Genomic DNA, 25,255 nt, shown 5'->3' with positions numbered 1-25,255 from the left:
CATGAACAAAACAGAATTAATCGCTGCAATTGCTGACAAAGCAGAATTGTCTAAAAAGGATTCCGAAAAAGCATTAAAGGCTTTTATCGATGTTGTAACAGATGAATTAAAGAAGGAACACAAGGTACAGTTAGTTGGATTTGGTACTTTTGAAGTTAGCAAGAGAGCTGCAAGAGAAGGAAGAAATCCACAGACAGGAAAGACAATGGAAATTGCTGCTTGTAAGGCACCAAAATTCAAAGCTGGTAAAGCATTGAAGGATGCTGTAAACGAATAATTCGATACAGGGATAAGACTATAAACGATAAAGATAGAGAGCGTTGCTGCGCTCTCTATTTTCATATAAGATTTTGAACAGGAGAAGGTATGAGATTAGACAAGTTTTTAAAGGTGTCCAGATTAATCAAACGGAGAACGGTTGCAAATGAGGCCTGTGATGCGGGACGTGTTCTGGTAAACGGAAATGTAGCGAAAGCATCTGTAAAGGTAAAACAGGGTGACATAATAGAAATTCAGTTCGGGACAAAGACGGTAAAGGCAGAAGTTCTGGATATCAGGGAGACTACGAAAAAAGAAGAAGCAGGAGAGCTTTTCAGATATTTGTAATAATATGAGACGGCCTTTCATAGAATGATTAAGAAAGGTTGTGAAGTATATGGAAGAGAGAACCATACAGAAAAGCCATAAACTGGTAATCAATAACCGGAAAACGGGGCTTGTAACGGGGGTCCTGGATGTGTTGTCATTTAATCTGAATGAGATTCTGCTGGAAACAGAGCAGGGAATGCTGATGGTAAAAGGAACCGATCTGCATGTGAACAGGATAACACTGGAAAAAGGAGAGGTGGATCTGTCCGGAAATATTGACAGCATCGCTTATTCTGATATTCAGGCACATGGAAAACAAGGAGATAATCTCTTTTCCAGATTGTTCAGGTGACGCTGATGTATGAAATCAGACAGGAAGTAATGGTATTTATACTGGCACTGCTGGCAGGGGGAATCGTACGCCTGGTCTATCGGGTAATCGTGTGTGTGCGACGGATGATCAGACATACAAGGCTGGCGGTCGAGATAGAGGATCTGGTGTATTGGCTTGGAGTTGCGGTGTATCTGTTTGTGCAGATTTACCATACAAGTGATGGTAGTATTCGGTGGAATTTTGTACTAGGTGTTGTGCTCGGGACGATTTTGACATCAATTATGATTATGAAGGCAGAAAAACTGCACAAAAAAATCTACATTTGGCGCAGAAAGGATTTTTCGTAAAAGACTTGATAAAAAAAACGAAAAAAGTTAAGATATTATTATTAATAAGGTGAGTAATGTCGGCAGGGGTGCCGACGTAAGGGTGAGTATAATGACAAATGATGTAAAACAGAAAAACCGCAGAAAGCGGCAGCGCAGGAGAGCGCAGAAGCACAGGAGGAGTGTATTCGCAATCAGTGCAGTAGTACTTCTTCTTACTGTAATTGTATCCGTAGACAGTATGACTTTAAAAGCAAAGGATCAGGCATATCGTGCACAGGAAGCAGAGCTTGAAGAGAAGATCGAAGAAGAAAAGGCACGGGCGGAAGAGATTAAAAATCTTGATGAATATGTCGGAACAGATGAATATATCGAAAAAGTCGCGAAGGATAAACTTGGCCTGGTATATGAAAATGAGATTGTATTCAAGGCAAAATAACGAACATGCAGAAAAGCTTTAGGAGAATTCCTAAAGCTTTTTTCATACTATTTTTCGAAAGGGGAGCTTTGGATTGTCAGAAGTAAAAGAAAAGGAGAGGTTCGTAAATCCTTATGTGATACAGATGGACAAGTTTGCAGATTCGCTGGTACATCTATCTCATACCTTTTTAACACTTGAAAAATATAAGGGGACGTTTTCAAAAGAAGAGACAGATGAGATGTTTTTAAAGGTAACCGGAAAGGTTTGCGAGAATTGTGAACGGAAAGAAAAGTGCCTGGGAGAGAATCGGGCCCATACGTATCAGATGATGTATGAAATCATGTGTGCGGCGGAAGAATACGGGGCAGAGCTGAATGTGGAACTGAAGCGAAAGCTTCAGAAAAAGTGTCTTCTGGCGCCCCGTTTCTTCAGGGAATCGCTCGAAACTTTTGAGAATGCAAAGCAGATTCTGATGTGGAACAATCGTATGGTGCTGAATCGGGAAGGATATGCCGGTCAACTTGACTGTTTTGCAAAGATGATACAAAGCGCAACAAGGGAATTGGATGCCGGTATTTTTCGTGATGACCATATGGAAAAGAGATTGAAGGTTCAGTTGAAAAAAGCCGGGATACGTATGCTGTCATCTGTGTTTTATATGACTCCGCATGGAAAGTATGAGATCCATCTTACGGTAAAAACCGGAAAAGGCAGTCTTGTATCAACAAAAGAGATCGCAACCCTTGCAGGAAAATGTATGGGACGGACTCTGGTTCCCCGTCAGGGGGAACGGTCAATGGTAGGAAGTGATTACTGCACGATCGCATGTGTGGAAAATGCAGGATATCATACAATTCAGGGAATTGCAAGGATCGGGAAAGGATGCGAGAAGATATCAGGTGATACCTTCCTGATGACGGATCTTCCGGGTGGCAAAAAAGGGATCGCGCTGTCAGATGGAATGGGATCCGGAGAGGCGGCCTTTCGGGAAAGCACGATGGTCGTGGAGATGCTTGAGGAATTACTGGAGGCCGGATTCCCGGTGAAAACGGCTGTTCAGATGATGAATACGGCGCTGGTGATCGGAAGAGAAGAAGTCCGTTTTTCTACAATCGATGTCAGTATGTTTGATCTGTACAGCGGGACCTGTGAATTTGTGAAAGCCGGTGCGGCGGCGACCTTTATCAAGAGGGCGGATGAGATTGAAAAGATCTGTTCAGAGACTCTTCCGATTGGAGTTGTGCGGGAGATGGAGATTGATACGCAGGAGCGAAAACTTCAGTCGGGAGATTTTGTGATCATGCTTACAGATGGCGTAATGGATGCATTGCCGGCAGGAGAACAGGATATGCTTCTGGAAACATTTATACGGGATTCACATATTGTGAATCCGAAGGAACTGGCACATCATATTCTCGGGAGAGTACTGGAATGGTCAGGAGAAGTGCCGGTGGATGATATGACGGTTCTTGTCGTAGGGATCTGGAAGCTTCCATAAGCCGTATGAACCATGTACTGGTGCGATAAAAGTCCGGAGGCGTGGTTTGTTGACTTTCGGACAGAAATTATATATAGTACAATTAGTGTTCACTTATTCGAAATCATGGAGTTTCGACGGGAATGCGACAGTGTGTTCACAGAAGAGGGATAGAATATGTATCAGCGGGTAAAAGCATATATTGAAAAGTACCATATGCTGCAAAATGGTGATAAGGTGATCGTGGGTATATCGGGAGGTGCAGACTCCGTATGCCTTCTTTTCATGCTTCTGGAATTAAAAAAAGAGATGGATATATCAATTGTGGCAGTTCATGTACATCACGGGCTGAGAGAAGGATCCGCAGACGCGGATGAAGCCTATGTCAGGGAGCTTTGCGAGAGACAGCAGATCAGGCTCATCGTCTGTCATGAAGATGTGAAGGCGTATGCACAACAACAGAAGCTTACAGTGGAAGAAGCTGGAAGAAATATCAGAAGAATCCGGTTTGAAGAGACGCTTCGGGCGTGTGGCGGCAATAAAATTGCGCTGGCGCACCATCAGAATGATAATGCGGAGACCCTTTTGTGGAACCTGTGCAGGGGATGCGGCCTTCGGGGCGCAGGGGGAATTGCGCCGGCGGAGGGAGATTATATCCGTCCGCTTCTGTGTCTGGAACGAAGAGAGATTGAGGTCTATCTTGCAGACCGGGGAATATCTTATTGTATAGATGAGACGAATCTGGAAGATACTTATACGAGGAACCGGATCCGAAGTCAGGTAATCCCGTATCTGGAAGCGGAGATTAATCCCCGGGCAGTGCAGCACATGTCAGATACCATGGAACAGCTGCGGCTTCTGGGAGAGTATGTAGAGCATGAAGTGTCAGTCTATGCAAGAAAATGCATAGATTATGAGCGAAAATCAGGAAAAAGGGTGCTGGTAAAAAAGGAAGAGTTCATGAAAACACCGGAAGTGATGAGGTCTTATATGCTCCATGAGCTTTTATGCAGGATTGCAGGGAGACGTAAGGATATTGAACAGATTCATGTGAAAACGCTGGGAGAATTGTTTGATCATCAGGTAGGAAGAGAAATTTCGCTTCCTTATAGTATAACTGCGGGACGATGTTATGAAGGGATTGAGCTGTATCGAAAGGAGACGGGGTCAGAGGAGGAACCGGTCGGTATGTCAGTGCGGGTGTTCGAAAAAACGTCAGATATGCAGGCATTTCCGAAAAAAACCTACACGAAATGGTTTGATTATGATATAATAAAAAATACTGTAAAATTGAGGCATAAAGAGCCTGGAGACTGGATTGTGATTGACCGTTCCGGGAGAAAGCAGAAGTTGAAACAGTATTTTATAAATGAGAAGATACCCCGTGAGGACAGAGAAAAGATCTGGCTTGTGGCAGACGGACAGGAGATCCTGTGGATCGTGGGGTACAGACAGAGTCAGAAATATCAGGTTACAGAAAAGACCAGTAGGATTCTGGAAATAGAAATATGCGGAGGAAAAAAAGATGGCAGAGAATGTTAGAGTGTTAGTTCCTGAAAAAGAGGTTGCAGCAAGAATTGAAGAGCTTGGCAGAAAGATCAGTGAAGATTATGCCGGAAAGCAGGTACACCTGATCTGTGTGCTGAAGGGAGGCGTTTTCTTCATGTGTGAACTGGCTAAGCGAATCAGTGTGCCGGTTTCCATGGATTTCATGAGCGTCAGCAGTTATGGAGACGGGACGTCTTCAAGCGGAGTTGTCAAGATTGCAAAAGATCTGGATGAATCGCTGGAAGGAAAAGATGTCCTGATCGTAGAAGATATTATCGATTCCGGAAGAACCCTGTATTATCTGATGGAGATCCTTTCCAAGAGAAATCCGAAGAGTATGCGTCTGTGTACGCTTCTTGACAAGCCGGAAAGAAGAGTGAAAGATGTGAAGGTTGATTATGTGGGATTTAATATTCCGGATGAATTTGTTGTGGGATATGGACTGGACTATGCACAGAAATACAGAAATCTGCCATTTATCGGAGTTGTAGAAGGCGTGGAGTAGAAAGGGGCTTTTAGATTGAATACGAAGAGAGCAAGAGGACTGAACAGTGCCGCGCTGCTGATATTTGTCATATTTTTATTTGCTGCGTTGTGGTTTACGAATCAGTTTGACCAGAGAGAAAAAGAGATTTCCTGGAAAGAATTTGAACAGATCATTCAGGAAGATAATGTTAAGACTGTGGTTGTGAATCAGAATAAGAATGTTCCGACCGGACGGGTCGATATCGAGATCATCAGCGGAGCGGATGAAGAAGATCAGGTGAAATATCTGTATGTGTCTGATGTAAATGAGATTCAGGATTATCTGAAGGAACATGAAATTGATTACAGTATGCCGGACGTTCCGCAGGACAGCTGGTTTGCAACAACACTGATGCCGATGCTTCTTGTTGTGGGCGGTATGATGCTTCTGTTTGCACTGATGAACCGCCAGGGAGGCGGCGCAAATGCCAAAGCTATGAATTTCGGTAAAAGTCGTGCGAAAATGACGACTGATAGAGATCGTAAGGTTACATTTGCCCAGGTGGCAGGACTTCAGGAAGAGAAGGAAGAACTGGAGGAGATCGTAGACTTTCTGAAGTCTCCGAAAAAATATATTCAGGTAGGCGCCAGAATTCCAAAGGGAGTGCTTCTCGTAGGCCCTCCGGGAACCGGTAAGACGCTTCTTGCGAAGGCAGTTGCAGGAGAGGCCGGAGTTCCGTTCTTTACGATTTCAGGTTCTGATTTTGTGGAAATGTTCGTAGGTGTGGGTGCATCCCGTGTGCGTGATTTGTTTGAAGAAGCAAAAAAGAATGCTCCATGTATCATCTTTATCGATGAGATTGACGCAGTTGCAAGAAGACGTGGTACCGGTATGGGCGGCGGACACGATGAGAGAGAGCAGACACTGAATCAGCTGCTGGTAGAGATGGATGGTTTTGGTGTAAATGAAGGAATCATCGTTATGGCTGCTACCAACCGTGTGGATATTCTGGATCCGGCCATCCTGCGTCCGGGACGTTTTGACCGGAAGGTTATGGTTGGAAGACCGGATGTTCAGGGAAGAGAAGAGATCCTGAAGGTGCATGCGAAGGGAAAACCGCTCAGTGAAGAGATCGATCTGAAACAGATTGCACAGACCACAGCTGGATTTACGGGTGCGGATCTTGAGAATCTTCTGAATGAGGCAGCAATTCTTGCGGCAAAGGAAGATCGTGTTTTCCTGAAACAGGATGATATTAAAAAGGCATTTGTAAAAGTTGGAATCGGTGCCGAGAAGAAGAGCCGTGTAATATCAGAAAAAGAAAAACGGATCACAGCATTCCATGAGGCCGGACATGCGATTCTGTTCCATGTGCTTCCGGATGTCGGGCCGGTATACAGTGTGTCTATCATTCCGACCGGCGGAGCAGGTGGATATACGATGCCGCTTCCGGAGAAGGATGAGATGTTTAACACAAAAGGCAAGATGCTTCAGGATATTACGGTTGCACTTGGCGGACGTGTAGCGGAAGAGGAAGTGTTTGATGATATTACAACCGGTGCTTCACAGGATATCAAGCAGGCGACCAGTCTGGCAAAATCTATGGTTACCAAGTTTGGTATGTCTGAGGCGGTGGGACTGATTAATTATGATGATGATAATAATGAAGTATTTATCGGACGGGATCTCGCCCATACTGCAAGAGGCTATGGAGAGGGCGTGGCTACCGTAATTGATCAGGAGGTTAAGCGGATTATCGATGAATGTTATGACAGGGCACGCCATATCATTCGAAAATATAATGATGTTCTGCATGCATGTGCGGAATTGCTTCTGGAGAAGGAAAAGATCTCCAGAGACGAATTTGAAGCATTGTTTACCGAAGAAGTGTCAGAGGCATAGTGAAAGAACAGAATAGATTAGTGAGGTGCAGCATGAGGGAAGCAGCTTTATTTTGTGATGGGACGGCCAGTTATGTGTATCCGGCTGAGCCGGTAGAGAATGAATTGGTAACGCTGCGTTTTCGAACGGCAAAGGATGATGCAAAGAGAGTACGGCTAATGACGAAAGTCGGAGGCTATGATATGGAAAAGGAAAAGTCGGAAGGTGAATTTGACTATTATCAGATCAGCTGGAGACTGAATGAGGATCCCTTCCGGTATTGTTTTGAAATTCAAAATAACGAAGAAAAATGTTATTATAACAGGTGTGGCGTATCGAAGGAAATCGTGGAATTTTACAATTTTGTGATTGTTCCCGGTTTCTCGACGCCGGACTGGGCGAAGGGGGCGGTCATGTATCAGATATATACAGACCGCTTTTATAACGGAGATCCAACGAATGACGTGGAAACAAATGAGTATTATTATATCGGAGATTATTCCCAGAAAGTAACAGACTGGAATAAATATCCTGCGGCAATGGGGGTTCGTGAGTTCTACGGCGGCGATCTCCAGGGAGTCATCGATAAGCTGGATTATCTGCAGGATCTGGGGGTAGAGGTGCTGTATTTTAATCCATTGTTTGTATCTCCCTCCAATCATAAGTATGATATTCAGGATTATGATTATATTGATCCGCATTACGGCAGGATTGTGAATGACGGAGGCGAAGTACTGGCACAGGGAGTCACAGAGAACAGCAAAGCGACAAAATATCAGAAAAGAACGACAGACCCGGAAAATCTGGAAGCCAGCAATCAGCTGTTTATTCAGCTGGTAGAAGAACTGCATAAGCGTGGAATGAAGATCATTCTGGACGGTGTATTTAATCATTGTGGTTCTTTTAATAAATGGATGGACAGGGAAAGAGTATATGAAAAACAGGAAGGGTACGCTCCCGGAGCATATATTTCTCCGGACAGTCCCTATAAAAGTTACTTCCGTTTCTTTAAAGAAGAGTCGGAAAACTGGCCGTATAATCATAATTATGACGGCTGGTGGGGACATGATACGCTTCCAAAACTCAATTATGAAGATTCTGTAAAGCTTGAAAATTATATATTATATATCGGAAGAAAGTGGGTGTCTCCTCCGTATAACGTAGATGGATGGCGCCTTGATGTGGCGGCGGATCTTGGCCGCAGCAATGAATATAATCACCGTTTCTGGAAAAAATTCCGACGTGCAGTTAAGAATGCAAATCCGGGTGCTTTGATTCTTGCCGAACATTATGGGGATCCAAGTGACTGGCTTCAGGGAGACGAGTGGGATACGGTTATGAATTATGATGCATTTATGGAGCCTGTAACCTGGTTTCTGACCGGTATGGAAAAACACAGTGATGAAGCCAGAGAGGAACTTCTGGGTAATGCAGATAATTTCATCAGCTCTATTTCACATCATATGTCGAATATGCTGACACCTTCACTTCAGGTGGCAATGAATGAGCTTTCGAATCATGATCACTCCAGATTTCTTACACGGACCAATCATATGGTAGGACGTGTGGAAAATCTCGGACCGAAGGCGGCAAATGAATATGTCAATCTCGGAGTCATGCGGGAAGCGGTGGTCATGCAGATGACATGGATTGGAGCGCCTACAGTATATTATGGAGATGAGGCCGGCGTCTGTGGTTTCACGGATCCGGATAACAGAAGGACCTATCCGTGGGGACATGAAGATAAAGAACTGATCGCATTTCACAGAGAAATGATCCGGATTCACAAGGAACATCCGGCACTTCGAACCGGTTCTCTGAAGATTATCAAGGGTGATGAAAATATACTTGCTTATGGAAGATTTAAGGAGAATGATAAAGTAATTGTTATCATTAATAATCGCAGTGAACTAACACAGATAACCGTTCCGGTATGGGAGGCTGAAGTTCCTGTAAAATGCAGAATGAAAAAAGAGATATATTCTTATCTCGACGGATATACAACAGATTACGAAGAATATCTGGTTGAAGATGGTGAAGTAGTGGTAAATATGGGGGCACATTCCGCTTTAGTGATGTACTATGATAACTAGGGGACGGGGGATTTTTAAAAATCCCCCGTCCCCTAGTAACGTTTTTATTTCTTTATTTCGTTAAAACTTCCACACCGGTTTCTGTAATCAGAACCATATATTCGACCTGCGCAGAGAGCCCATCATCGTCTGTATATACAGTCCATCCATTATCTTCATCAATATAAAAATCAGGTCCGCCTTCGTTGATCATCGGTTCTATCGTAAATATCATTCCAGGAACCAGCACCATTTCACTGCCTTTCGGAGTCACATAGCTCACAAAAGGTTCTTCGTGAAAAGCAAGCCCGATTCCATGGCCGCCAATTTCTTCAACCACGGAATATCCATTTGCCCTTGCATGTGTGTTGATTGCATATGCGATATCTCCGAGGTGTCCCCATGGTTTTGCTGCTTTTAAGCCAAGTTCAACGCATTCTCTGGTAACACGTACGAGTTTTTCGGCCTTTGGAGATATGTTTCCGATAGTAAACATACGTGAAGCATCAGAAAAATATCCGTTCAGTATGGTAGATACATCAACGTTAACAATATCTCCCTCGACAAGAATCTCGTTTTCATCTGGAATGCCATGGCAGATTACGTTATTGATAGAAGTGCAGACACTTTTCGGGAAACCCTGATAATGTAAAGGTGCCGGAATTCCGCCGTGTTCTACAGTATAATCATATACAAGCCGATCGATTTCAGCTGTACTCATACCGGCATGAATATGTGCTGCGACATGATCAAGAACAGCAGTGTTTAGATCAGCACTTTTTTTTATTGCATCAATTTGCTCTGGTGTTTTTAGCAGAGAGCGGTCAGGAACAATGTGTCCCTTCGCTTCCAGCGTCCATAATTTTATATCCAACTTATCCACATGATTACCTACTTTCTACACAATATTATCCACATGCTATTATAGCACGTTTACTAAAAAGGGACAGGGGATTTTTAATTTGGGACGGAGGATTTTTAAAAATCCTCCGTCCCTATTGTGCGTTTTTTTAAAATACGTTATAATTTTTACTGTATTCCGGGCAATTTTATGTGGAATATGGTTTTGGTGAGACATATGTAAGTAAGAGGAAAGGAGTGGGCGTATGTTAAGAATAGGAATGTTAACAAGCGGCGGAGATTGTCAGGCTTTGAATGCCGCTATGCGAGGTGTAGTAAAAGGACTTTGCTCAAAAAGAGATGATGTTGAAATCTATGGATTTCAGGATGGATATAAGGGGCTGATTTATTCAAATTTTAAAATGCTTACTTCAAGAGATTTTTCCGGAATATTAACACAGGGCGGAACGATTCTGGGGACATCCAGACAGCCGTTTAAATTAATGCGTGTTCCGGATGAGAATGGGCTGGATAAAGTTGAAGCGATGAAGCATACTTATCATAAGCTGAATCTGAATTGTCTTGTGGTTCTGGGAGGCAATGGTACGCATAAAACTGCCAATATGCTGAGAGAAGAGGGACTGAATGTAATTACACTTCCGAAGACGATCGATAATGACTTGTGGGGAACAGATATGACATTTGGTTTCCAGAGCGCGGTTGACATTGCAACGGATACCATTGACAAGATTCATACAACGGCTACCTCTCACAGTCGTGTGTTTATTATCGAAGTAATGGGACATAAAGTGGGGTGGGTTACGCTTCATGCAGGTATTGCTGGTGGAGCGGACATTATTCTTCTGCCCGAGATTCCATATGATATCAATGTCGTAGTAGATGCAATAGAAAAACGTGATAAAGCAGGCAAGAGATTTACAATCATTGCAGTTGCAGAGGGAGCTATTTCAAAAGGGGATGCAGCGCTTAGCAAAAAGGAATTAAAAGAGAAAAAAGAAAAGAAAAAATATCCATCTGTTGCATATGAGCTGGCAGAGAGAATTCAGAAGAAATCAGACAAAGAAGTAAGAATCACTGTACCGGGACATACGCAGAGAGGTGGATCTCCATGTGCTTATGACAGAGTGTTATCAACAAGACTTGGAGCGGCTGCGGCAGAAGCAATTCTGAAAGGCGAGTATGGTTATATGCTTGGAACCAAGAATCAGGATATTGTAAAAGTGCCGCTGCAGGAAGTAGCAGGAAAGTTAAAATACGTGGATCCTAAGGCAGATATCATTAAAGAGGCAAAACTGACAGGAATCAGTTTTGGTGACGAATAAGACAGCGAATTGAAAGACGGGGAGTGTAACGAATGTCATATACGGCATTATACCGAAAGTTTCGTCCAAGTGAATTTGAGGATGTAAAAGGGCAGGATGCCATTGTAAAAACGTTAAAAAATCAGATAAAATCTGATCGCATCGGTCATGCATATCTGTTCTGCGGGACGAGGGGAACAGGAAAAACAACCGTGGCGAAAATATTTGCAAAAGCGGTGAACTGTGAGCATCCGGTTGATGGAAGTCCATGTGGCGAATGTGCAATGTGCCGGTCGATTGCGGCCGGCACATCCATGAATGTGATCGAGATTGATGCGGCTTCTAACAATGGTGTAGATAATATCCGGGAAATCCGTGAAGAAGTAACGTACAGGCCGACAGAGGGAAGATATAAAGTATATATTATAGACGAGGTTCACATGCTGTCTATTGGTGCGTTTAATGCACTTTTGAAAACACTGGAAGAACCACCGGAATACGTAATATTTATTCTGGCGACTACGGAGGCGCATAAGATTCCGATTACAATACTGAGCCGGTGTCAGCGCTATGATTTTAAACGCATTTCCATTGACACGATTTCCGACAGACTGAGAGAGCTGATCGATAAGGAACAGTGGGATGTTGAAGACAAAGCTGTGCGTTATATTGCAAGAGCAGCAGATGGATCCATGCGGGATTCCTTGAGCCTTCTTGACCAGTGTGCAGCATTTTACATGGGGGAAAGGCTGACCTATGATCATGTGCTGGAAGTACTGGGGGCGGTGGACACAGAAGTGTTCAGCAGATTACTCAGAGAACTGCTTGCAATGAATGTGCATAAAGTAATGGAAATCGTGGATGAACTGGTGATGCAGGGCAGAGAACTGTCTCAGCTTTCGACGGACTTTACATGGTATCTTCGTAATCTTCTGCTGGTGAAATGTTCAGATGATATGGAAGACGTACTGGATGTATCAACGGAAAATCTGTTGCTGTTAAAAGAAGAAGCGCAGATGATCGATAACGATACATTGATCCGTTATATCCGGATTTTTTCAGATCTTAGCGGTCAGTTAAAATATGCGACGCAGAAGAGAGTGCTTCTGGAGGTGACCTTGATCAAGCTTTGTTGTCCGGCTATGGATCAGAATCAGGATGCACTTCTTGATCGTATCCGTGCAGTTGAAAAAAGACTGGATGAGGGAGATTTTGAGACCGGCGCCAGAGAGAAAGTGATCTATGTAAATGGGACACCAGAGGAAGTAGAGCCGAAGCCAAAGCCAGAACTTCCGGCGGCCCTGAATGAAGAGGTAAAGGCAGTTGCCAAAGATTTCCGGATGATTACCAGTCAGGCATCACCGATGCTTCGTACTTATCTGAAAAAAGCACGGCTCAGTGCGGGTGAAGGCAATCGTCTGCTGATCGTATTACCGGATGAGATGAGTGCAGGGATAGTTGCGACGCCGGAACATCGGGGAGAGATAGAAGGTCTGATAGAAGAAAAGATTGGAAAGCGAATTGAAGTAGAAATTCGACATATTGAAGAGGGACGGAGATTCGAAGATAGTTTTGTGGATCTTGAAAGCATGATTCATATGGATATAACGATAGAAGATTAGATAATATAAATAAAATAACAGGAGGATTGTAATTATGGCAAAAAGAGGAGGATTTCCGGGTGGAGGAATGCCGGGAAATATGGCAAATCTGATGAAGCAGGCACAGAAAATGCAGCGTCAGATGGAAGAACAGGCAAAAGAGATGGAGACAAAAGAGTTCAGTGCGACTGCTGGAGGCGGCGCGGTTGAGGCAACTGTTTCCGGAACAAAGAAATTGCTGAAAATCAAACTGGATGAAGAAGTTGTTGATCCGGATGATGTTGAGATGTTAGAGGATCTTATTGTGGCAGCGATTAATGAAGCATTTGATAAAGTAGACGAAGAGTCTGCCTCTGCAATGTCCAAGTTTACCGGTGGCATGGGTGGAGGAATGCCGGGATTATTCTAACAGGGAGTTGCATAATATGGATTATTACAGCAGCCAGATGAGCAGGTTGATAGAAGAATTATCATGCCTTCCGGGCATAGGAGCAAAGTCAGCGTCAAGGCTGGCTTTTCACTTGATTCATATGCCATTGGAAGATGTAAAAAGACTTGCTTTAACAATGGTGGAAGCGAGAGAAAATATAAAATATTGCAAAGAGTGCTGTACTCTTACCGATCAGGAATTGTGTCCGATATGCAGTAACAGTGGAAGAGACCACAAGACAATTATGGTGGTAGAAAACACAAGAGACCTGGCGGCCTATGAAAAAACAGGAAAATATAATGGAGTATATCATGTGCTGCACGGTGCAATTTCCCCCATGCTGGGGATCGGACCGGAAGATATCAAACTAAAAGAGTTGATTGCGCGCCTTCAGGGAGATGTGGATGAAGTGATTATTGCTACTAACTCAAGCCTGGAAGGTGAAACGACGGCTATGTATATCAGTAAACTGATAAAACCGACAGGAATCAAAGTGAGCAGAATTGCAAGCGGCGTTCCTGTAGGAGGAGATCTTGAATATATTGACGAAGTAACATTACTTCGGGCACTGGAAGGCAGAACGGAGCTTTAATTTGGGACGGAGGATTTTTAAAAATCCTCCGTCCCAAATTAAAAATCCCCTGTCCCTAATGAGGTATTAAGATGAAGAAAAAGATAACATCTGTAGATATTGCCCGTGCCGCGGGGGTATCTCAATCTACGGTATCGATGATATTGAATAAGAAGTATAACATGTCTTTTTCAAAGGAAACTGTGGAAAAGGTGGAAAAGGCGGCAAAAGATTTGGGATATCTTCCGCCTAAAAGGAAGGTAAGAAAGGGAACGCGCCAGGAGAAGCTGCTGGTGGTTTTCTGCCCGAATCTCACCAATCCTTATTATGTGATGCTTCTTCAGGGGATAGAGTCCCGTGCGAAAGAGCAGGGATTTGGACTGTTTGTGTGTAATACGCAGCGTGATCTGAAAATGGAGGAAAGATATCTTAAGATGATGTGGCAGATGCGTCCGCTGGGCATTATTTATACGTTTAATCCCAGTCATTGCTTTATGGATCTGGTGGAGGAGCTTGGACAGCAGATTCCCGTAGCGGTTGTGAATAATCAGAATGAAAAAATGGATGTTGATGCGGTAGAACTGGATAATGCGAAACTGGGACGTGTCATGGCCAGGCATTTGCTGGAACTTGGACACTTTAAAGTTGCTTATATTGCACCTCCTCTTACTGCCAGGCAAAAACAGCGTTCTAAACGTGTGGAAGGTTTTCTGAAGGAATATGAAAAAATGGGGCTGAAAGATCAGGTGATCATCAAGGCTGCAAAGGAAGAAATTGATCTGGATGTTGCGCATATTGATTCAGAGTATATGATCGGATATGAACTGACGCATGAAGTGGTGATGGAGAATCCGGATGTTACGGCAATTGTCGGACTAAATGATATGATTGCATTCGGAATTATGGACGCCCTTCATGAATTTAAGATTAAAGTGCCTTCAGAAGTATCGGTTATGGGATGCGATAATACGTTGTTTGCCCGAATGCATAATGTGGATCTGACTACGATAGAACATTTTGTCATATATAAGGGAAGGGACGCCTGCGATATTATTATGAAAAAGATTGCGCTTCATCATTCAACGTATTCGGAGATGCCTCCGATCAGCACTTATCATGTTGAATATGAGCCAAGATTGATTGTCAGAGGGACAACGGGCTATGCAAAAAATCAAAGAAGAAAATAAAATTAATTCTTTTGGGGAAATTATTACTAATAAAGACGACAATAGAAAGATTTCTTTACATCATTTTCGCAGAATAATTAATTTTTTTGCGGAAAAATATGATTGATTTTTCAAAAATCAAACTAATAATATAATAATATTAATAAAGATAATTACTAATAAAAAATAGAGGCTATTGACCAATATTCATAGCATAAGTTATAATTCAGACAAGTGGTAAGTGAAACATATTAACAGCAAAAAAGGAGGAAGAAAAATGAAATTTTTCATTGACACAGCTAATGTGGAAGACATTAGAAAAGCAAATGATATGGGGGTTATCTGCGGAGTGACAACAAATCCATCTCTGATTGCCAAGGAAGGAAAAGTATTCGAAGATGTAATTGCAGAGATTGCTTCTATCGTAGACGGACCAATCAGCGGTGAGGTAAAGGCAACAACAGTTGATGCAGAAGGAATGATCAAGGAAGGAAGAGAGATCGCAAAGATCCATCCGAATATGGTTGTTAAGATCCCAATGACTGTAGAAGGTTTAAAGGCTTGTAAGCAGTTATCTTCTGAAGGCATCAAGACAAATGTTACTTTGATCTTTACTGCAAATCAGGCACTTCTTGCAGCAAGAGCAGGTGCAACTTATGTATCTCCGTTCCTTGGACGTCTGGATGATATTTCTGTAAGAGGAACAGATCTGATCTCCGAGATCGCCCAGATCTTTGAAATTGCAGGAATCGAAACAGAGATTATCGCAGCAAGTGTTCGTCACCCAATGCATGTAACAGACTGTGCACTTGCAGGAGCTGATATTGCAACTGTTCCATATAAAGTAATCGAGCAGATGACAAAGCATCCTCTGACAGATGCAGGTATTGCAAAATTCCAGGCTGATTATAAAGCAGTGTTTGGAGAATAATCTGAATCAGAAAACAGAATTTTAGGAGGATGAACATGAACAAATTAGAGTTGATGAAGACGGCAAATGAAGTCCGCAAGGGGATCATTGCAGCTGTCCACAGCGCAAAATCCGGACATCCGGGTGGCTCATTGTCTGCTGCTGATATTTACACTTATCTTTATTTTGAAGAAATGAATATTGATCCAGAGGATCCGAAAAAAGCAGATCGCGACCGTTTTGTACTTTCCAAAGGACATACAGCGCCGGGATACTATTCTGCTCTGGCGAACAGAGGATTTTTCCCGGTAGAAGATCTGACAACGCTTCGTAAAGTGGGATCCTACCTGCAGGGACATCCGGATATGAAACATATTCCGGGAGTAGATATGTCCAGTGGATCTCTGGGACAGGGAATTTCCGCTGCAGTAGGAATGGCTGTTTCTGCAAAATTATCAGGAGACGATTACAGAGTTTATACTCTGCTTGGAGATGGAGAGATTCAGGAAGGTCAGGTATGGGAAGCTGCCATGCTGGCAGGATTCCGTAAACTTGACAATCTGGTGGTGATCGTGGATAACAACAATCTCCAGATTGATGGACCAATTGATGAAGTAAACTCTCCTTATCCGATTGATAAGAAGTTTGAGGCATTTAATTTCCATGTGATCAACATCAATGGAAATGATTTTGATGAGATTGACGCTGCATTTAAAGAAGCACGTGCTACAAAGGGACAGCCAACAGCGATCATCGCGAAGACTGTAAAAGGAAAAGGAGTTTCCTTCATGGAAAATCAGGTAGCATGGCATGGAAGTGCTCCGAATGACGAGCAGTATGCAGTCGCTATGGCAGACTTAGAAAAGGTAGGTGAAGCATTATGTCAGAAGTAAAGAAAATCGCAACAAGAGAAAGCTACGGTAATGCTTTGGTTGAACTTGGAAAAGAACATGAAGATGTTGTAGTACTGGATGCCGATCTTGCAGCTGCTACAAAGACCGGAACATTTAAAAAGGCGTTTCCGGAACGTCATATTGACTGTGGAATTGCAGAATGTAATATGATGGGCGTTGCAGCGGGAATTGCAACAACCGGAAAAGTACCATTTGCAAGTTCCTTCGCAATGTTTGCAGCAGGGCGTGCTTACGAGCAGGTTCGTAACTCCATCGGATATCCGAAGTTAAATGTAAAAATCGGGGCAACACATGCGGGAATCTCAGTAGGAGAAGATGGAGCAACCCACCAGTGTAATGAAGACATTGCTTTGATGAGAACGATTCCGGGAATGGTGGTAATCAATCCTTCCGATGATGTGGAAGCGAAGGCAGCAGTAAAAGCAGCGTATGAACATGTTGGACCGGTATATCTCCGTTTCGGAAGACTGGCAGTTCCGGTAATCAATGATACACCGGAATATAAATTTGAACTTGGAAAGGCGATCACACTGCGTGAAGGCACAGATGTAACAATTATCGCATCCGGACTTCCGGTATCTGAGTCCCTGGCTGCAGCAGAAAAGCTGGCAGCAGATGGAATCAGTGCAGAAGTAATCAATATGCATACGATTAAACCATTGGATGAAGAAGCTGTGATTGCAGCAGCGGCAAAGACTGGAAAGATCGTAACGGTAGAAGAACATTCCGTAATTGGCGGCTTGGGAAGTGCTGTATGTGATGTGGTTGCAGAAAAAGCACCGGCAAAAGTAATGAAGATTGGTGTTAACGACACATTTGGCGAGTCCGGACCGGCAGTACAGCTGATTAAAAAATACGGATTAGATGCAGACAGTATTTATGAAAAAGTAAAAGCCTTTGTAAAATAGAAAAATCATAAATGCAGATAAGGAAAAATTCCAGGAGAAATCCTGGAATTTTTTTGATGAGTAAAAAAGGGACAGGGGATTTTGAATTTGGGACGGAGGATTTTTCAAAATCCTCCGTCCCAAATTCAAAATCCCCTGTCCCTAATTAACACTTCCGGTCGAAGTGTCTCGAAATATCCCGCAATTTTTTCGGGACAAGTCCCATCAATTGCTAAATTATGCGGACTTCATATGATATCATATGCAAAAATATATAAAACGAGGTGAGTATATATGGAAAAACAGTTTCCAAAAAATGTAAGGCAGATTGGTAATGTCAGTGATGAACCTAAGATATATGTGGAGGATTATGTGGATACGTATCTGAATCAGATGTGCGAAAAAGTAACAGATAATCCGGCGGGCATAGCTTTAGTGGGCGAGATTCTGACGCAGGATGGACAGGGAGTTGTATATATCTCTGGTGCTGTTAAATTAAGTGATATTGAGGTAAATGCCGAAGAACTGAAGATCACGGATGAGATGTGGAATGAAGCGGATGAAGAGCGAAAGCGGTTTTTCCCGGAATATGATATTGTGGGATGGTGTCTGCTTGAAAAAGGGCGGCCTATGAGCAGAAGCAGAGAAATCCGGAATATTCACGAAAAAACTTTTTCCAGAAGTGATACGGTTTTTGTATGGAAGGATGTGATAGAAAAAGAAGAGATGTTTTATGCATATAAGTATGGAGAACTTATGCAGATTGGCGGTCATTATATCTATTATGAAAAAAATCCGTCGATGCAGAACTACATGATCAGTACGCGTAAAAAGATTGGCGTTACACCCAGTGAAATGGTTGAGGATCGAGCTGCAAAGGATTTTCGTAGTGCCGTAAGAGAAAAACTGGAAGATAAGGAGCAAAGGCAGAATTCCAGGTTCGCATATGTCACCAGTATATTGCTGGTGGTTGTTGTATTGGCAATCGGTGTTTCAACCATGAATAATTATGATAAAATGGAAGCGGTACAGTCTTCTCTGGAGGCATTGTCTCAGTCAGTGGGAGTCGGAGAGGCAGACCAAGAACAGTTGGCGGAAGAAGCGATCGCAAATGAGCAGTCCGTGCAGACGAGTGACAATAAAGAGGAATCTCAAAGCACCGATGCGGCATCATCCGGCACTGTTCCGGAGACATCGACGATTCAGGAACAATTGAGTGAAGAAGATTATTATGTTGTGAAAAAAGGAGACACACTGGACAGTATCAGTGAGAAGATATACGGAAATGCATTGCATGTAGAAGCGATTTGCAAAATGAATGGGTTGTCAGATGGAAACCTTATCTATATTGGACAAAAATTATTACTACCTTAGGAGAGAAATATGGTATAATGTGCACAAAGCAATAACAGTGCATATATATAACTCAAAGCACTGAGAGGGAAGGCGAAAGGGTAATTCATGATGCACCGAAAGAACAAAAACCTTCATGTCGTGGATTCACAGGTGGATCCGACGGATCTGATCGTTGAACAAATTCTGGATGAACTGAAGAATGAAGATGGCATACAGACAGATGTGGAGGAAGAGATCAGGCAACATAAAAAGAAAACAAGAAGAAAAATACTGCTCTGTATTCTGGCAGTGGCAGCAGTTGCGATAGCAATCTTTTTATTCATCAATCTGCAGACTTATACGGAAGCACGTATAAGTGATACCTACACTATTAAAGGGGCCGCAAACAGCAGCTATGTGCAATATGCGAAAGGGGTGCTGAAGTATAGTCGGGATGGTATTGTCTATCTGAATAAAAAAGGAGAGGAACAATGGAATCAGTCCTATCAGATTAAAAATCCGTTTGTCGTTGTCGGAGAAAAAACGGCGGCAGTTGCAGACAAGGGCGGCAATGACATCATGGTGTTTGGCGAAGATGGATTGAAAGGTGAGATACATACTACTCTTCCAATTGAAAAGATCCATGTATCAGAGCAGGGAATTGTCGGAGCGATTCTGAAAGACGATACCTCGGCAAAAATTTTGTGCTATGATACAGCCGGAAATGTTCTGGTAGAACACAAAGCATCTTTGTCAGGGACGGGATATCCGCTGGACCTTTCGATGTCAGAAAATGGTGAAGTGATGCAGGTTCTGTATCTGTGTACGCAGCAGGGAAAGATTACCTCAAAAGTAATCTATTATAATTTTGGCGAGGCCGGAGCGGATAAGACAGACCATCAGGTGACGTATAAAGAGTATGAAGATACAATTATGGCATCTGGGTTTTATATGGATTCTTCTACATCCGTGGCGGTCGGGGATAACCGGATGGTCATTTATCAGGGGACAGATATTCCGGAAGAAAAAACAGAGATCACTATGGATAAGGAGATAAAAAGTGTTTTCCATAATGAAAGATATATTGGCCTGGTTCTGAAGAATGAAGGAAAAGAAGGTTACGAACTCAGGTTATATAATAAAAACGGCAAAGTAGCATTGTCAAAGGATTTTACCGGAGATTACAATAATGTGAAAATCTGTGGGGATCAGGTGATTATGTACGACGGTAAGAAATGCAGTATCTTTTTGAGGAGCGGAATACAAAAATATGATGGGGAGATGGATAACAATATTCTGGAGATCTTTCCAATTGAAGGCGTAAATAAATACATTGTGATGAGCGCAAGCGGCATGGAAAATGTCAGGCTTGTGAAATAAGGAGAACGTATGAATTGGATGTTAATGTCTGTTGGCGGAGTGGTTCTGATATGTATGATAGTAGGATTCTGCAGGGGAGCAATACGAATCGCAGTGTCACTGCTTACCACAATAGTTACACTTGTTCTGGTGTTTTTCGTCACCCCATATGTTGCCCATACGATTGAAAAGTATACACCGATGGATGATATGATCAGAAGTCAGGTGTCTTCGGCAATGGTAAATGCAGCTGCCACAGAGCTCGCAGAGGCTGCAGGTGAACAGGTGGAACAGGGACTGAATGCAGACAGTGTGAGAAGAGTTTTGAAAGCAGCAGGTATCAGTGAAGAGGAGCTGGCTGAATATGGAATTTCTGTGGAAGATATTGTGAATGGAAATGTAAGCAGTGAAGATCTTGCACAATATGGAATTTCCGGTAATATACTTGCGGGCCTGAATCAGGGGAAGAACGAATCACTGGCAGACGCTCTCGATCATGCCAATATACCAAAAGAGATTCAGGATAAAGCGATCGACAGTGCGGATCTACCACAGATATTCAAAAATCTGCTTGCCAGCAACAACAATGAAGAAACATACAGCAAAGTGGGAGCAGAAACATTTCCGCAGTACGTAGGTAATTATCTTTCGAAGATGATTATTAACATGGTGGCTTTTTTGTGTACATTTATTCTTGTAACGATTGTTGTACGCGCTATTGTGTTTGCACTTGATATTGTTTCAGAGCTTCCTGTACTTGGCCTGATCAACCGATTGGCCGGAGGTCTGGCCGGGATAATCGGAGCACTGTTCATTGTATGGACATGCTTTGCCCTGATCACACTTTTGTATACTACGGCAATCGGAAGGGAACTTTATGATACGATTCAGTCGGATCAGATTCTGAAAATGATCTACGATTATAATCCGGTTTTGAAACTTGCAGTAACGTTAAAAAAATAAGAGAAGATATGAAAAAGGACTGTTGTGAAATCAACAGTCCTTTTTGGCTATTCAGAAAGGTAAGGGACGGGATCAACAGCAGAGCCGTTTTCCTCGATTTGAAAATGCAGGTGAACACCCGAAGAGTTTCCGGTATTTCCGGTGAGACCGATCTGTTGCCCCTTCTCTACATGCTGCCCTTCCTCAACGTAGATTTCTTTGTGATGCATATATTTGGTAACCAGTCCATTACCATGATCGATAACAATCCAGTATCCGGCGGTGTTGTCCCATTCGGCTTTGATAACGGTACCGGCTTCGGCGGCATAAGTCGGGAGATTGTAGCCGTTGGTTCCAAGATCAATTCCCTTGTGGAAAGAATCGTCGAATGTGCGATAACCGAATCCACTGGTCAGATAAGCGCCGGGACATGGATTGGCGAAACGTCCGATCATATCGCTGAATTCTTTCAGCGTCATTTCATCCAGTCGGTAGAGATCATAATGTTTCATCTGTGCGATGAGATTCTGCCCGTATGTCAGGCTGGTTGCCCAGCGACCAGCAATCTTCATGGCAAATGTATTGGCGTCTGTAACGCCGGCAGTCAAGTCTGAATAATAGTTTTGTAAAAGTTTTGTTCGATCTTCAATACATTCTGTGTAGGTGTTGTAAATGCGGAATCCGGCTGTAATCGTATAATTTTCGCCAAATACAGTTTGTTCTCCGGTACGCATGTTAACGGTTCCGGCTGGTCCTTTTCCTTTGATGCCGAACAGGTTACAATATTGATACGCGAGATAGGACAGTCCCTGTCCATTTTCCCCGCCTTCCCCGTAATAACCGTATCCGGATTCCTGGATGATCTGTGCAATGGTAACAGAAGCCGGAAATCCGGTTTCGTCCTGACATTTCAACGCTCCGACAATCATTTCCTGTGTAATGAATGCAGGTATATTATCAATTGGAAGTGAAACATTGTATTTGATCTTTTCGCTGGCATCCGGAAATGGCCGTGAAGGAGAAAAGGATGATGCGATTCGGGTCGTGTTCATCTGATCATCACGAAGCGTACGTTCCGAAGAAGATGGAACATTTTCCTGCGGCCGGATATTTTCGGAAACAGAAGAAGAGTCTGACGAACCGGAAACTACCGGATTCGTATTCTGATCAGAAGGATTTTCGGGTGATTCTTCAGGTGATTCTTCAGGTGATTCCGATGGCAGGGAAGGGGTTTCCGAAATATCGTTATCTTCTGGCCAGGATGTTTCTTCCGAAGAATCTGCGGGTTCGGAAGCATCTTCGGAGGAATCGTCAGTACCTTCCGATGGATCGGCAGGCTGGGAAACTTCCGTATCCTGATCAACGGGGTCGGCTGGTTCGGAAGAACTGGATTCTTCATTACAGGTGATATCAGGATTCTCGGTAGTATCACTGATCATGTCTGTAGAAGCGTCCGGGATATTTTCCGGGGTCTCTGCTTCAACGGTTTCCTCACTGGATGCAACGGAACCGGAATTCTCTGTAGTAGAGTTTGCTTCACTCAAAGCAGATGTTTCGTTGATGCTGACTGTAAGCATTCCAATTGTTATGGAAGCAACAATGGAAGCACGAATAAATATATGTAGAAATCTGGAATTACGCAAGATGTGAACCTCCTTAATAGGTATGATTATTCATAGAGTATATTATAGCATGGCGGAAAAGGATTCACAAGGCATCAAAGTTCTCATTTCCAGGGGTTTCAGTTGATTACGGGGAGAAATCTGGTATAATGATGGTATGTGTGAAAAGAGGGATAATGTGGCAGAAACATATGTAGAAATGTCAGATGTGATAGAAAGATTGATAAAAAAAGAGAGAAAAAGAAAGCAGCTTGCTGGAATTCTTCGGCTGACGTTTTCGACAGTTCTGCTTTGTTATCTGTTGTTTCAGATTTTGTTTGGGATTACAATTATCAAAGGTACATCAATGGAGCCTGGAATTCCGGAGAACAGCGTGGTGGTATATTCGCGTCTGGAGAAAGCGTATAAAGCAAATGACGTCGTGATTGCAGAAGTTGATCGCCAACAGGTAATTAAGAGAATCTATTCTCTGGATGAAAAAAGTGTTTTTTTATTGAGTGATAATCTGGAGAATTCCATAGATTCCCGAACGTTTGGAGCGGTAGCCATGGAACAGTTAAAAGGAAAAGTGATATTTACATTTCACTTTTTTCAATGATCAGAATGAAGAAAAGAGGTAGAGACAATGGATAAGATGCAGGAAATTACGGAATACGTTAATACGATGAAGATAAAAAAGTCCTTTTTTGGAGGCTTTGATCGGGAAGATGTATATGTAAAGCTTGGTGTGATAACTGGAATGTTTCAGAAATATATAGAAGAGTTTCAGAAAAGTGAAGAAAAGCAAAAAGAAGAATATGAGCAAAGGCTTAAAGCTTCAGAGAAAAACATTGCACAGCTTCAGCAGAGAGTAGGTGTCCTGCTGAGTGAAAAACAGTCTGTTTTGCAGGAAAAAGAAACTGCGCTTGCGGAGAAGGCAACTGCAATAGAAGCAATGGATGCTGCACTGGAAGAAAATGAAACTGAAAAAGAGCTTTTGAAAAAGAAAAGCGATGAACAGCAGGAAAGACTGGGGGCTCAGGAAGAAGAGCTGGCAAGGCAGAAGGATACAATCGAAGAATTGAAAGAAATTCAGCAGCGCCTCGAACATGATAAAGATACATTGCGCAGAACATATAAAGAGTATTGTTCCAATGTACTTCAGCAGTATTCGGATTCACTGCGCACATTGTCAGCAGAATTTTCTCAGATTCTGGAGAATGTTTCCAATCTTCAAAAAGCCATAGTAGAAGCGGAATCAATGGAAATATTTGAAGTGGAAGAACAAGAGAAAACAGAAGAAAAAAATATGAAGGAAGTGCTTGACGAAAAAAATGAATAATGCTATGATAAAAATCCACCACGTTATATGGTGGATTTTTAAACGGCAATTATAGGATGAAAAAATAAATTGCTTAAAATTATATCAGAAAAGTGTTGACAATCAGAAACTTGGATGATATCATTTAATAGTTGTCGATGAGACAACAAAAAATAATTTGAAAAAGTTGTTGACAAACGACAGAACGTATGGTATTCTAATATGGCTGTCGCAAATGACAACAAAGAACCTTGATAATTAAATAATAGACAACAACCCTGAAGATTTCTTTAAGAGAAAAATTCAGAACGAAGACATGGAAATGTCGACCTAATAACAGTAAAAGGGATAAGAAAGCTAGTAGTTTTCTTGGACTGGAACGAACTTGATTTTGGATCTGCGTAACAGCGGATTTAAGATTTTTTTACGAGAGTTTGATCCTGGCTCAGGATGAACGCTGGCGGCGTGCTTAACACATGCAAGTCGAGCGAAGCACTTGAACCTGATTCTTCGGATGAAAGTTCATTTGACTGAGCGGCGGACGGGTGAGTAACGCGTGGGTAACCTACCTCATACAGGGGGATAACAGTTAGAAATGACTGCTAATACCGCATAAGACCACGGTACCGCATGGTACGGTGGTAAAAACTCCGGTGGTATGAGATGGACCCGCGTCTGATTAGGTAGTTGGTGAGGTAACGGCTCACCAAGCCGACGATCAGTAGCCGACCTGAGAGGGTGACCGGCCACATTGGGACTGAGACACGGCCCAGACTCCTACGGGAGGCAGCAGTGGGGAATATTGCACAATGGGCGAAAGCCTGATGCAGCGACGCCGCGTGAAGGATGAAGTATTTCGGTATGTAAACTTCTATCAGCAGGGAAGAAAATGACGGTACCTGACTAAGAAGCCCCGGCTAACTACGTGCCAGCAGCCGCGGTA

General features: G+C 42.9%; 25 protein-coding genes and 1 rRNA gene. 24 read left to right on the top strand and 2 right to left on the bottom strand.

What is annotated here, in order from left to right; genetic code table 11:
* The first annotated feature begins 1 nt into the window (after window position 1).
* The 10 genes from ABE547_RS10760 to ABE547_RS10715 all read left to right on the top strand — a co-directional run bounded on the left by ABE547_RS10760 (window position 2) and on the right by ABE547_RS10715 (window position 9,134).
* Window positions 2-277: an HU family DNA-binding protein gene (locus ABE547_RS10760; RefSeq protein WP_235248428.1), complete on the top strand. Its 276-nt coding sequence runs from the start codon at window positions 2-4 to the stop codon at window positions 275-277.
* Between the two features lie 89 nt (window positions 278-366).
* Window positions 367-606, top strand: coding sequence for an RNA-binding S4 domain-containing protein (locus ABE547_RS10755; RefSeq protein ID WP_235248429.1), 240 nt, complete (start codon window positions 367-369; stop codon window positions 604-606).
* 49 nt (window positions 607-655) lie between these two features.
* Window positions 656-940, top strand: coding sequence for a sporulation protein YabP (yabP, locus tag ABE547_RS10750; protein WP_347378780.1), 285 nt, complete (start codon window positions 656-658; stop codon window positions 938-940).
* A 5-nt stretch (window positions 941-945) separates the two neighbouring features.
* Window positions 946-1,269 (top strand): spore cortex biosynthesis protein YabQ, encoded by a 324-nt coding sequence (gene yabQ, locus ABE547_RS10745; protein ID WP_347378779.1) that lies wholly within the window; start codon window positions 946-948, stop codon window positions 1,267-1,269.
* A 91-nt stretch (window positions 1,270-1,360) separates the two neighbouring features.
* Window positions 1,361-1,687 (top strand): septum formation initiator family protein, encoded by a 327-nt coding sequence (locus ABE547_RS10740; protein WP_347378778.1) that lies wholly within the window; start codon window positions 1,361-1,363, stop codon window positions 1,685-1,687.
* A 73-nt stretch (window positions 1,688-1,760) separates the two neighbouring features.
* Window positions 1,761-3,167: a SpoIIE family protein phosphatase gene (locus ABE547_RS10735; RefSeq protein ID WP_347378777.1), complete on the top strand. Its 1,407-nt coding sequence runs from the start codon at window positions 1,761-1,763 to the stop codon at window positions 3,165-3,167.
* A gap of 156 nt (window positions 3,168-3,323) precedes the next feature.
* Entirely contained in the window at window positions 3,324-4,688 is a 1,365-nt protein-coding gene (tilS, locus tag ABE547_RS10730) for a tRNA lysidine(34) synthetase TilS (RefSeq protein ID WP_347378776.1), read from the top strand.
* Entirely contained in the window at window positions 4,672-5,199 is a 528-nt protein-coding gene (gene hpt / locus ABE547_RS10725) for a hypoxanthine phosphoribosyltransferase (RefSeq protein ID WP_347378775.1), read from the top strand. The genes tilS and hpt overlap by 17 nt, the downstream gene beginning before the upstream one ends.
* 15 nt (window positions 5,200-5,214) lie before the next feature.
* Window positions 5,215-7,062 (top strand): ATP-dependent zinc metalloprotease FtsH, encoded by a 1,848-nt coding sequence (ftsH, locus tag ABE547_RS10720; protein WP_347378774.1) that lies wholly within the window; start codon window positions 5,215-5,217, stop codon window positions 7,060-7,062.
* 32 nt (window positions 7,063-7,094) lie between these two features.
* Window positions 7,095-9,134: a glycoside hydrolase family 13 protein gene (locus ABE547_RS10715; RefSeq protein WP_347378773.1), complete on the top strand. Its 2,040-nt coding sequence runs from the start codon at window positions 7,095-7,097 to the stop codon at window positions 9,132-9,134.
* Between the two features lie 52 nt (window positions 9,135-9,186).
* Here ABE547_RS10715 and map read toward each other — a convergent pair whose 3' ends face one another.
* Window positions 9,187-9,996 carry a type I methionyl aminopeptidase gene (map, locus tag ABE547_RS10710; protein WP_347378772.1) on the bottom strand — a complete coding sequence of 270 codons (810 nt, stop codon included), beginning with the start codon at window positions 9,994-9,996 and terminating at the stop codon, window positions 9,187-9,189.
* A 223-nt stretch (window positions 9,997-10,219) separates the two neighbouring features.
* Here map and ABE547_RS10705 point away from each other — a divergent pair, with 223 nt between their 5' ends.
* The 11 genes from ABE547_RS10705 (at window position 10,220) to ABE547_RS10655 (ending at window position 21,411) form a co-directional block, all read left to right on the top strand.
* Window positions 10,220-11,296 carry an ATP-dependent 6-phosphofructokinase gene (locus ABE547_RS10705; protein WP_235248440.1) on the top strand — a complete coding sequence of 359 codons (1,077 nt, stop codon included), beginning with the start codon at window positions 10,220-10,222 and terminating at the stop codon, window positions 11,294-11,296.
* 32 nt (window positions 11,297-11,328) lie between these two features.
* Window positions 11,329-12,897: a DNA polymerase III subunit gamma/tau gene (gene dnaX / locus ABE547_RS10700; RefSeq protein WP_347378771.1), complete on the top strand. Its 1,569-nt coding sequence runs from the start codon at window positions 11,329-11,331 to the stop codon at window positions 12,895-12,897.
* A 34-nt stretch (window positions 12,898-12,931) separates the two neighbouring features.
* The gene (locus ABE547_RS10695) at window positions 12,932-13,285 is read left to right on the top strand and encodes a YbaB/EbfC family nucleoid-associated protein (protein ID WP_235248443.1); all 354 of its coding nucleotides are present in this window, start codon (window positions 12,932-12,934) and stop codon (window positions 13,283-13,285) included.
* A gap of 16 nt (window positions 13,286-13,301) precedes the next feature.
* On the top strand, window positions 13,302-13,898 hold the full coding sequence (gene recR, locus ABE547_RS10690; protein ID WP_347378770.1) for a recombination mediator RecR: 597 nt from the start codon (window positions 13,302-13,304) through the stop codon (window positions 13,896-13,898).
* Between the two features lie 71 nt (window positions 13,899-13,969).
* Window positions 13,970-15,064, top strand: a complete 1,095-nt coding sequence (locus tag ABE547_RS10685) for a LacI family DNA-binding transcriptional regulator (RefSeq protein WP_347378769.1) — start codon at window positions 13,970-13,972, stop codon at window positions 15,062-15,064.
* 256 nt (window positions 15,065-15,320) lie between these two features.
* Window positions 15,321-15,974: a fructose-6-phosphate aldolase gene (gene fsa, locus ABE547_RS10680; protein ID WP_347378768.1), complete on the top strand. Its 654-nt coding sequence runs from the start codon at window positions 15,321-15,323 to the stop codon at window positions 15,972-15,974.
* A gap of 35 nt (window positions 15,975-16,009) precedes the next feature.
* Window positions 16,010-16,846 (top strand): transketolase, encoded by an 837-nt coding sequence (locus ABE547_RS10675; RefSeq protein ID WP_347378767.1) that lies wholly within the window; start codon window positions 16,010-16,012, stop codon window positions 16,844-16,846.
* Window positions 16,834-17,775 (top strand): transketolase family protein, encoded by a 942-nt coding sequence (locus tag ABE547_RS10670; protein ID WP_347378766.1) that lies wholly within the window; start codon window positions 16,834-16,836, stop codon window positions 17,773-17,775. The genes ABE547_RS10675 and ABE547_RS10670 overlap by 13 nt, the downstream gene beginning before the upstream one ends.
* 273 nt (window positions 17,776-18,048) lie before the next feature.
* A complete protein-coding gene (locus ABE547_RS10665; RefSeq protein ID WP_347378765.1) occupies window positions 18,049-19,128 on the top strand; it encodes a LysM peptidoglycan-binding domain-containing protein in 1,080 nt (359 codons plus the stop codon).
* Window positions 19,129-19,215: 87 nt separating this feature from the next.
* Window positions 19,216-20,469 (top strand): DUF5711 family protein, encoded by a 1,254-nt coding sequence (locus tag ABE547_RS10660; protein ID WP_347378764.1) that lies wholly within the window; start codon window positions 19,216-19,218, stop codon window positions 20,467-20,469.
* A 9-nt stretch (window positions 20,470-20,478) separates the two neighbouring features.
* Window positions 20,479-21,411, top strand: a complete 933-nt coding sequence (locus ABE547_RS10655) for a CvpA family protein (protein WP_347378763.1) — start codon at window positions 20,479-20,481, stop codon at window positions 21,409-21,411.
* Window positions 21,412-21,458: 47 nt separating this feature from the next.
* On the opposite strand, the gene ABE547_RS10650 is transcribed toward ABE547_RS10655, so the two are convergent.
* Window positions 21,459-23,033, bottom strand: a complete 1,575-nt coding sequence (locus ABE547_RS10650; RefSeq protein ID WP_347378762.1) for a peptidoglycan DD-metalloendopeptidase family protein — start codon at window positions 23,031-23,033, stop codon at window positions 21,459-21,461.
* A gap of 157 nt (window positions 23,034-23,190) precedes the next feature.
* Here ABE547_RS10650 and ABE547_RS10645 point away from each other — a divergent pair, with 157 nt between their 5' ends.
* The 3 genes from ABE547_RS10645 to ABE547_RS10635 all read left to right on the top strand — a co-directional run.
* Window positions 23,191-23,610, top strand: a complete 420-nt coding sequence (locus ABE547_RS10645) for a S26 family signal peptidase (protein ID WP_347378761.1) — start codon at window positions 23,191-23,193, stop codon at window positions 23,608-23,610.
* A 27-nt stretch (window positions 23,611-23,637) separates the two neighbouring features.
* Window positions 23,638-24,333 (top strand): hypothetical protein, encoded by a 696-nt coding sequence (locus tag ABE547_RS10640; protein WP_347378760.1) that lies wholly within the window; start codon window positions 23,638-23,640, stop codon window positions 24,331-24,333.
* Between the two features lie 401 nt (window positions 24,334-24,734).
* Window positions 24,735-25,255, top strand: a 16S ribosomal RNA gene (locus ABE547_RS10635); the annotation flags it as partial.

Source organism: Dorea sp. YH-dor226, assembly GCF_039832105.1.
GTDB lineage: Bacteria > Bacillota > Clostridia > Lachnospirales > Lachnospiraceae > Dorea_A.
The sequence above is the reverse complement of the archived record's forward strand: the minus strand, read 5'-3'. Positions and strand labels throughout refer to the sequence as shown.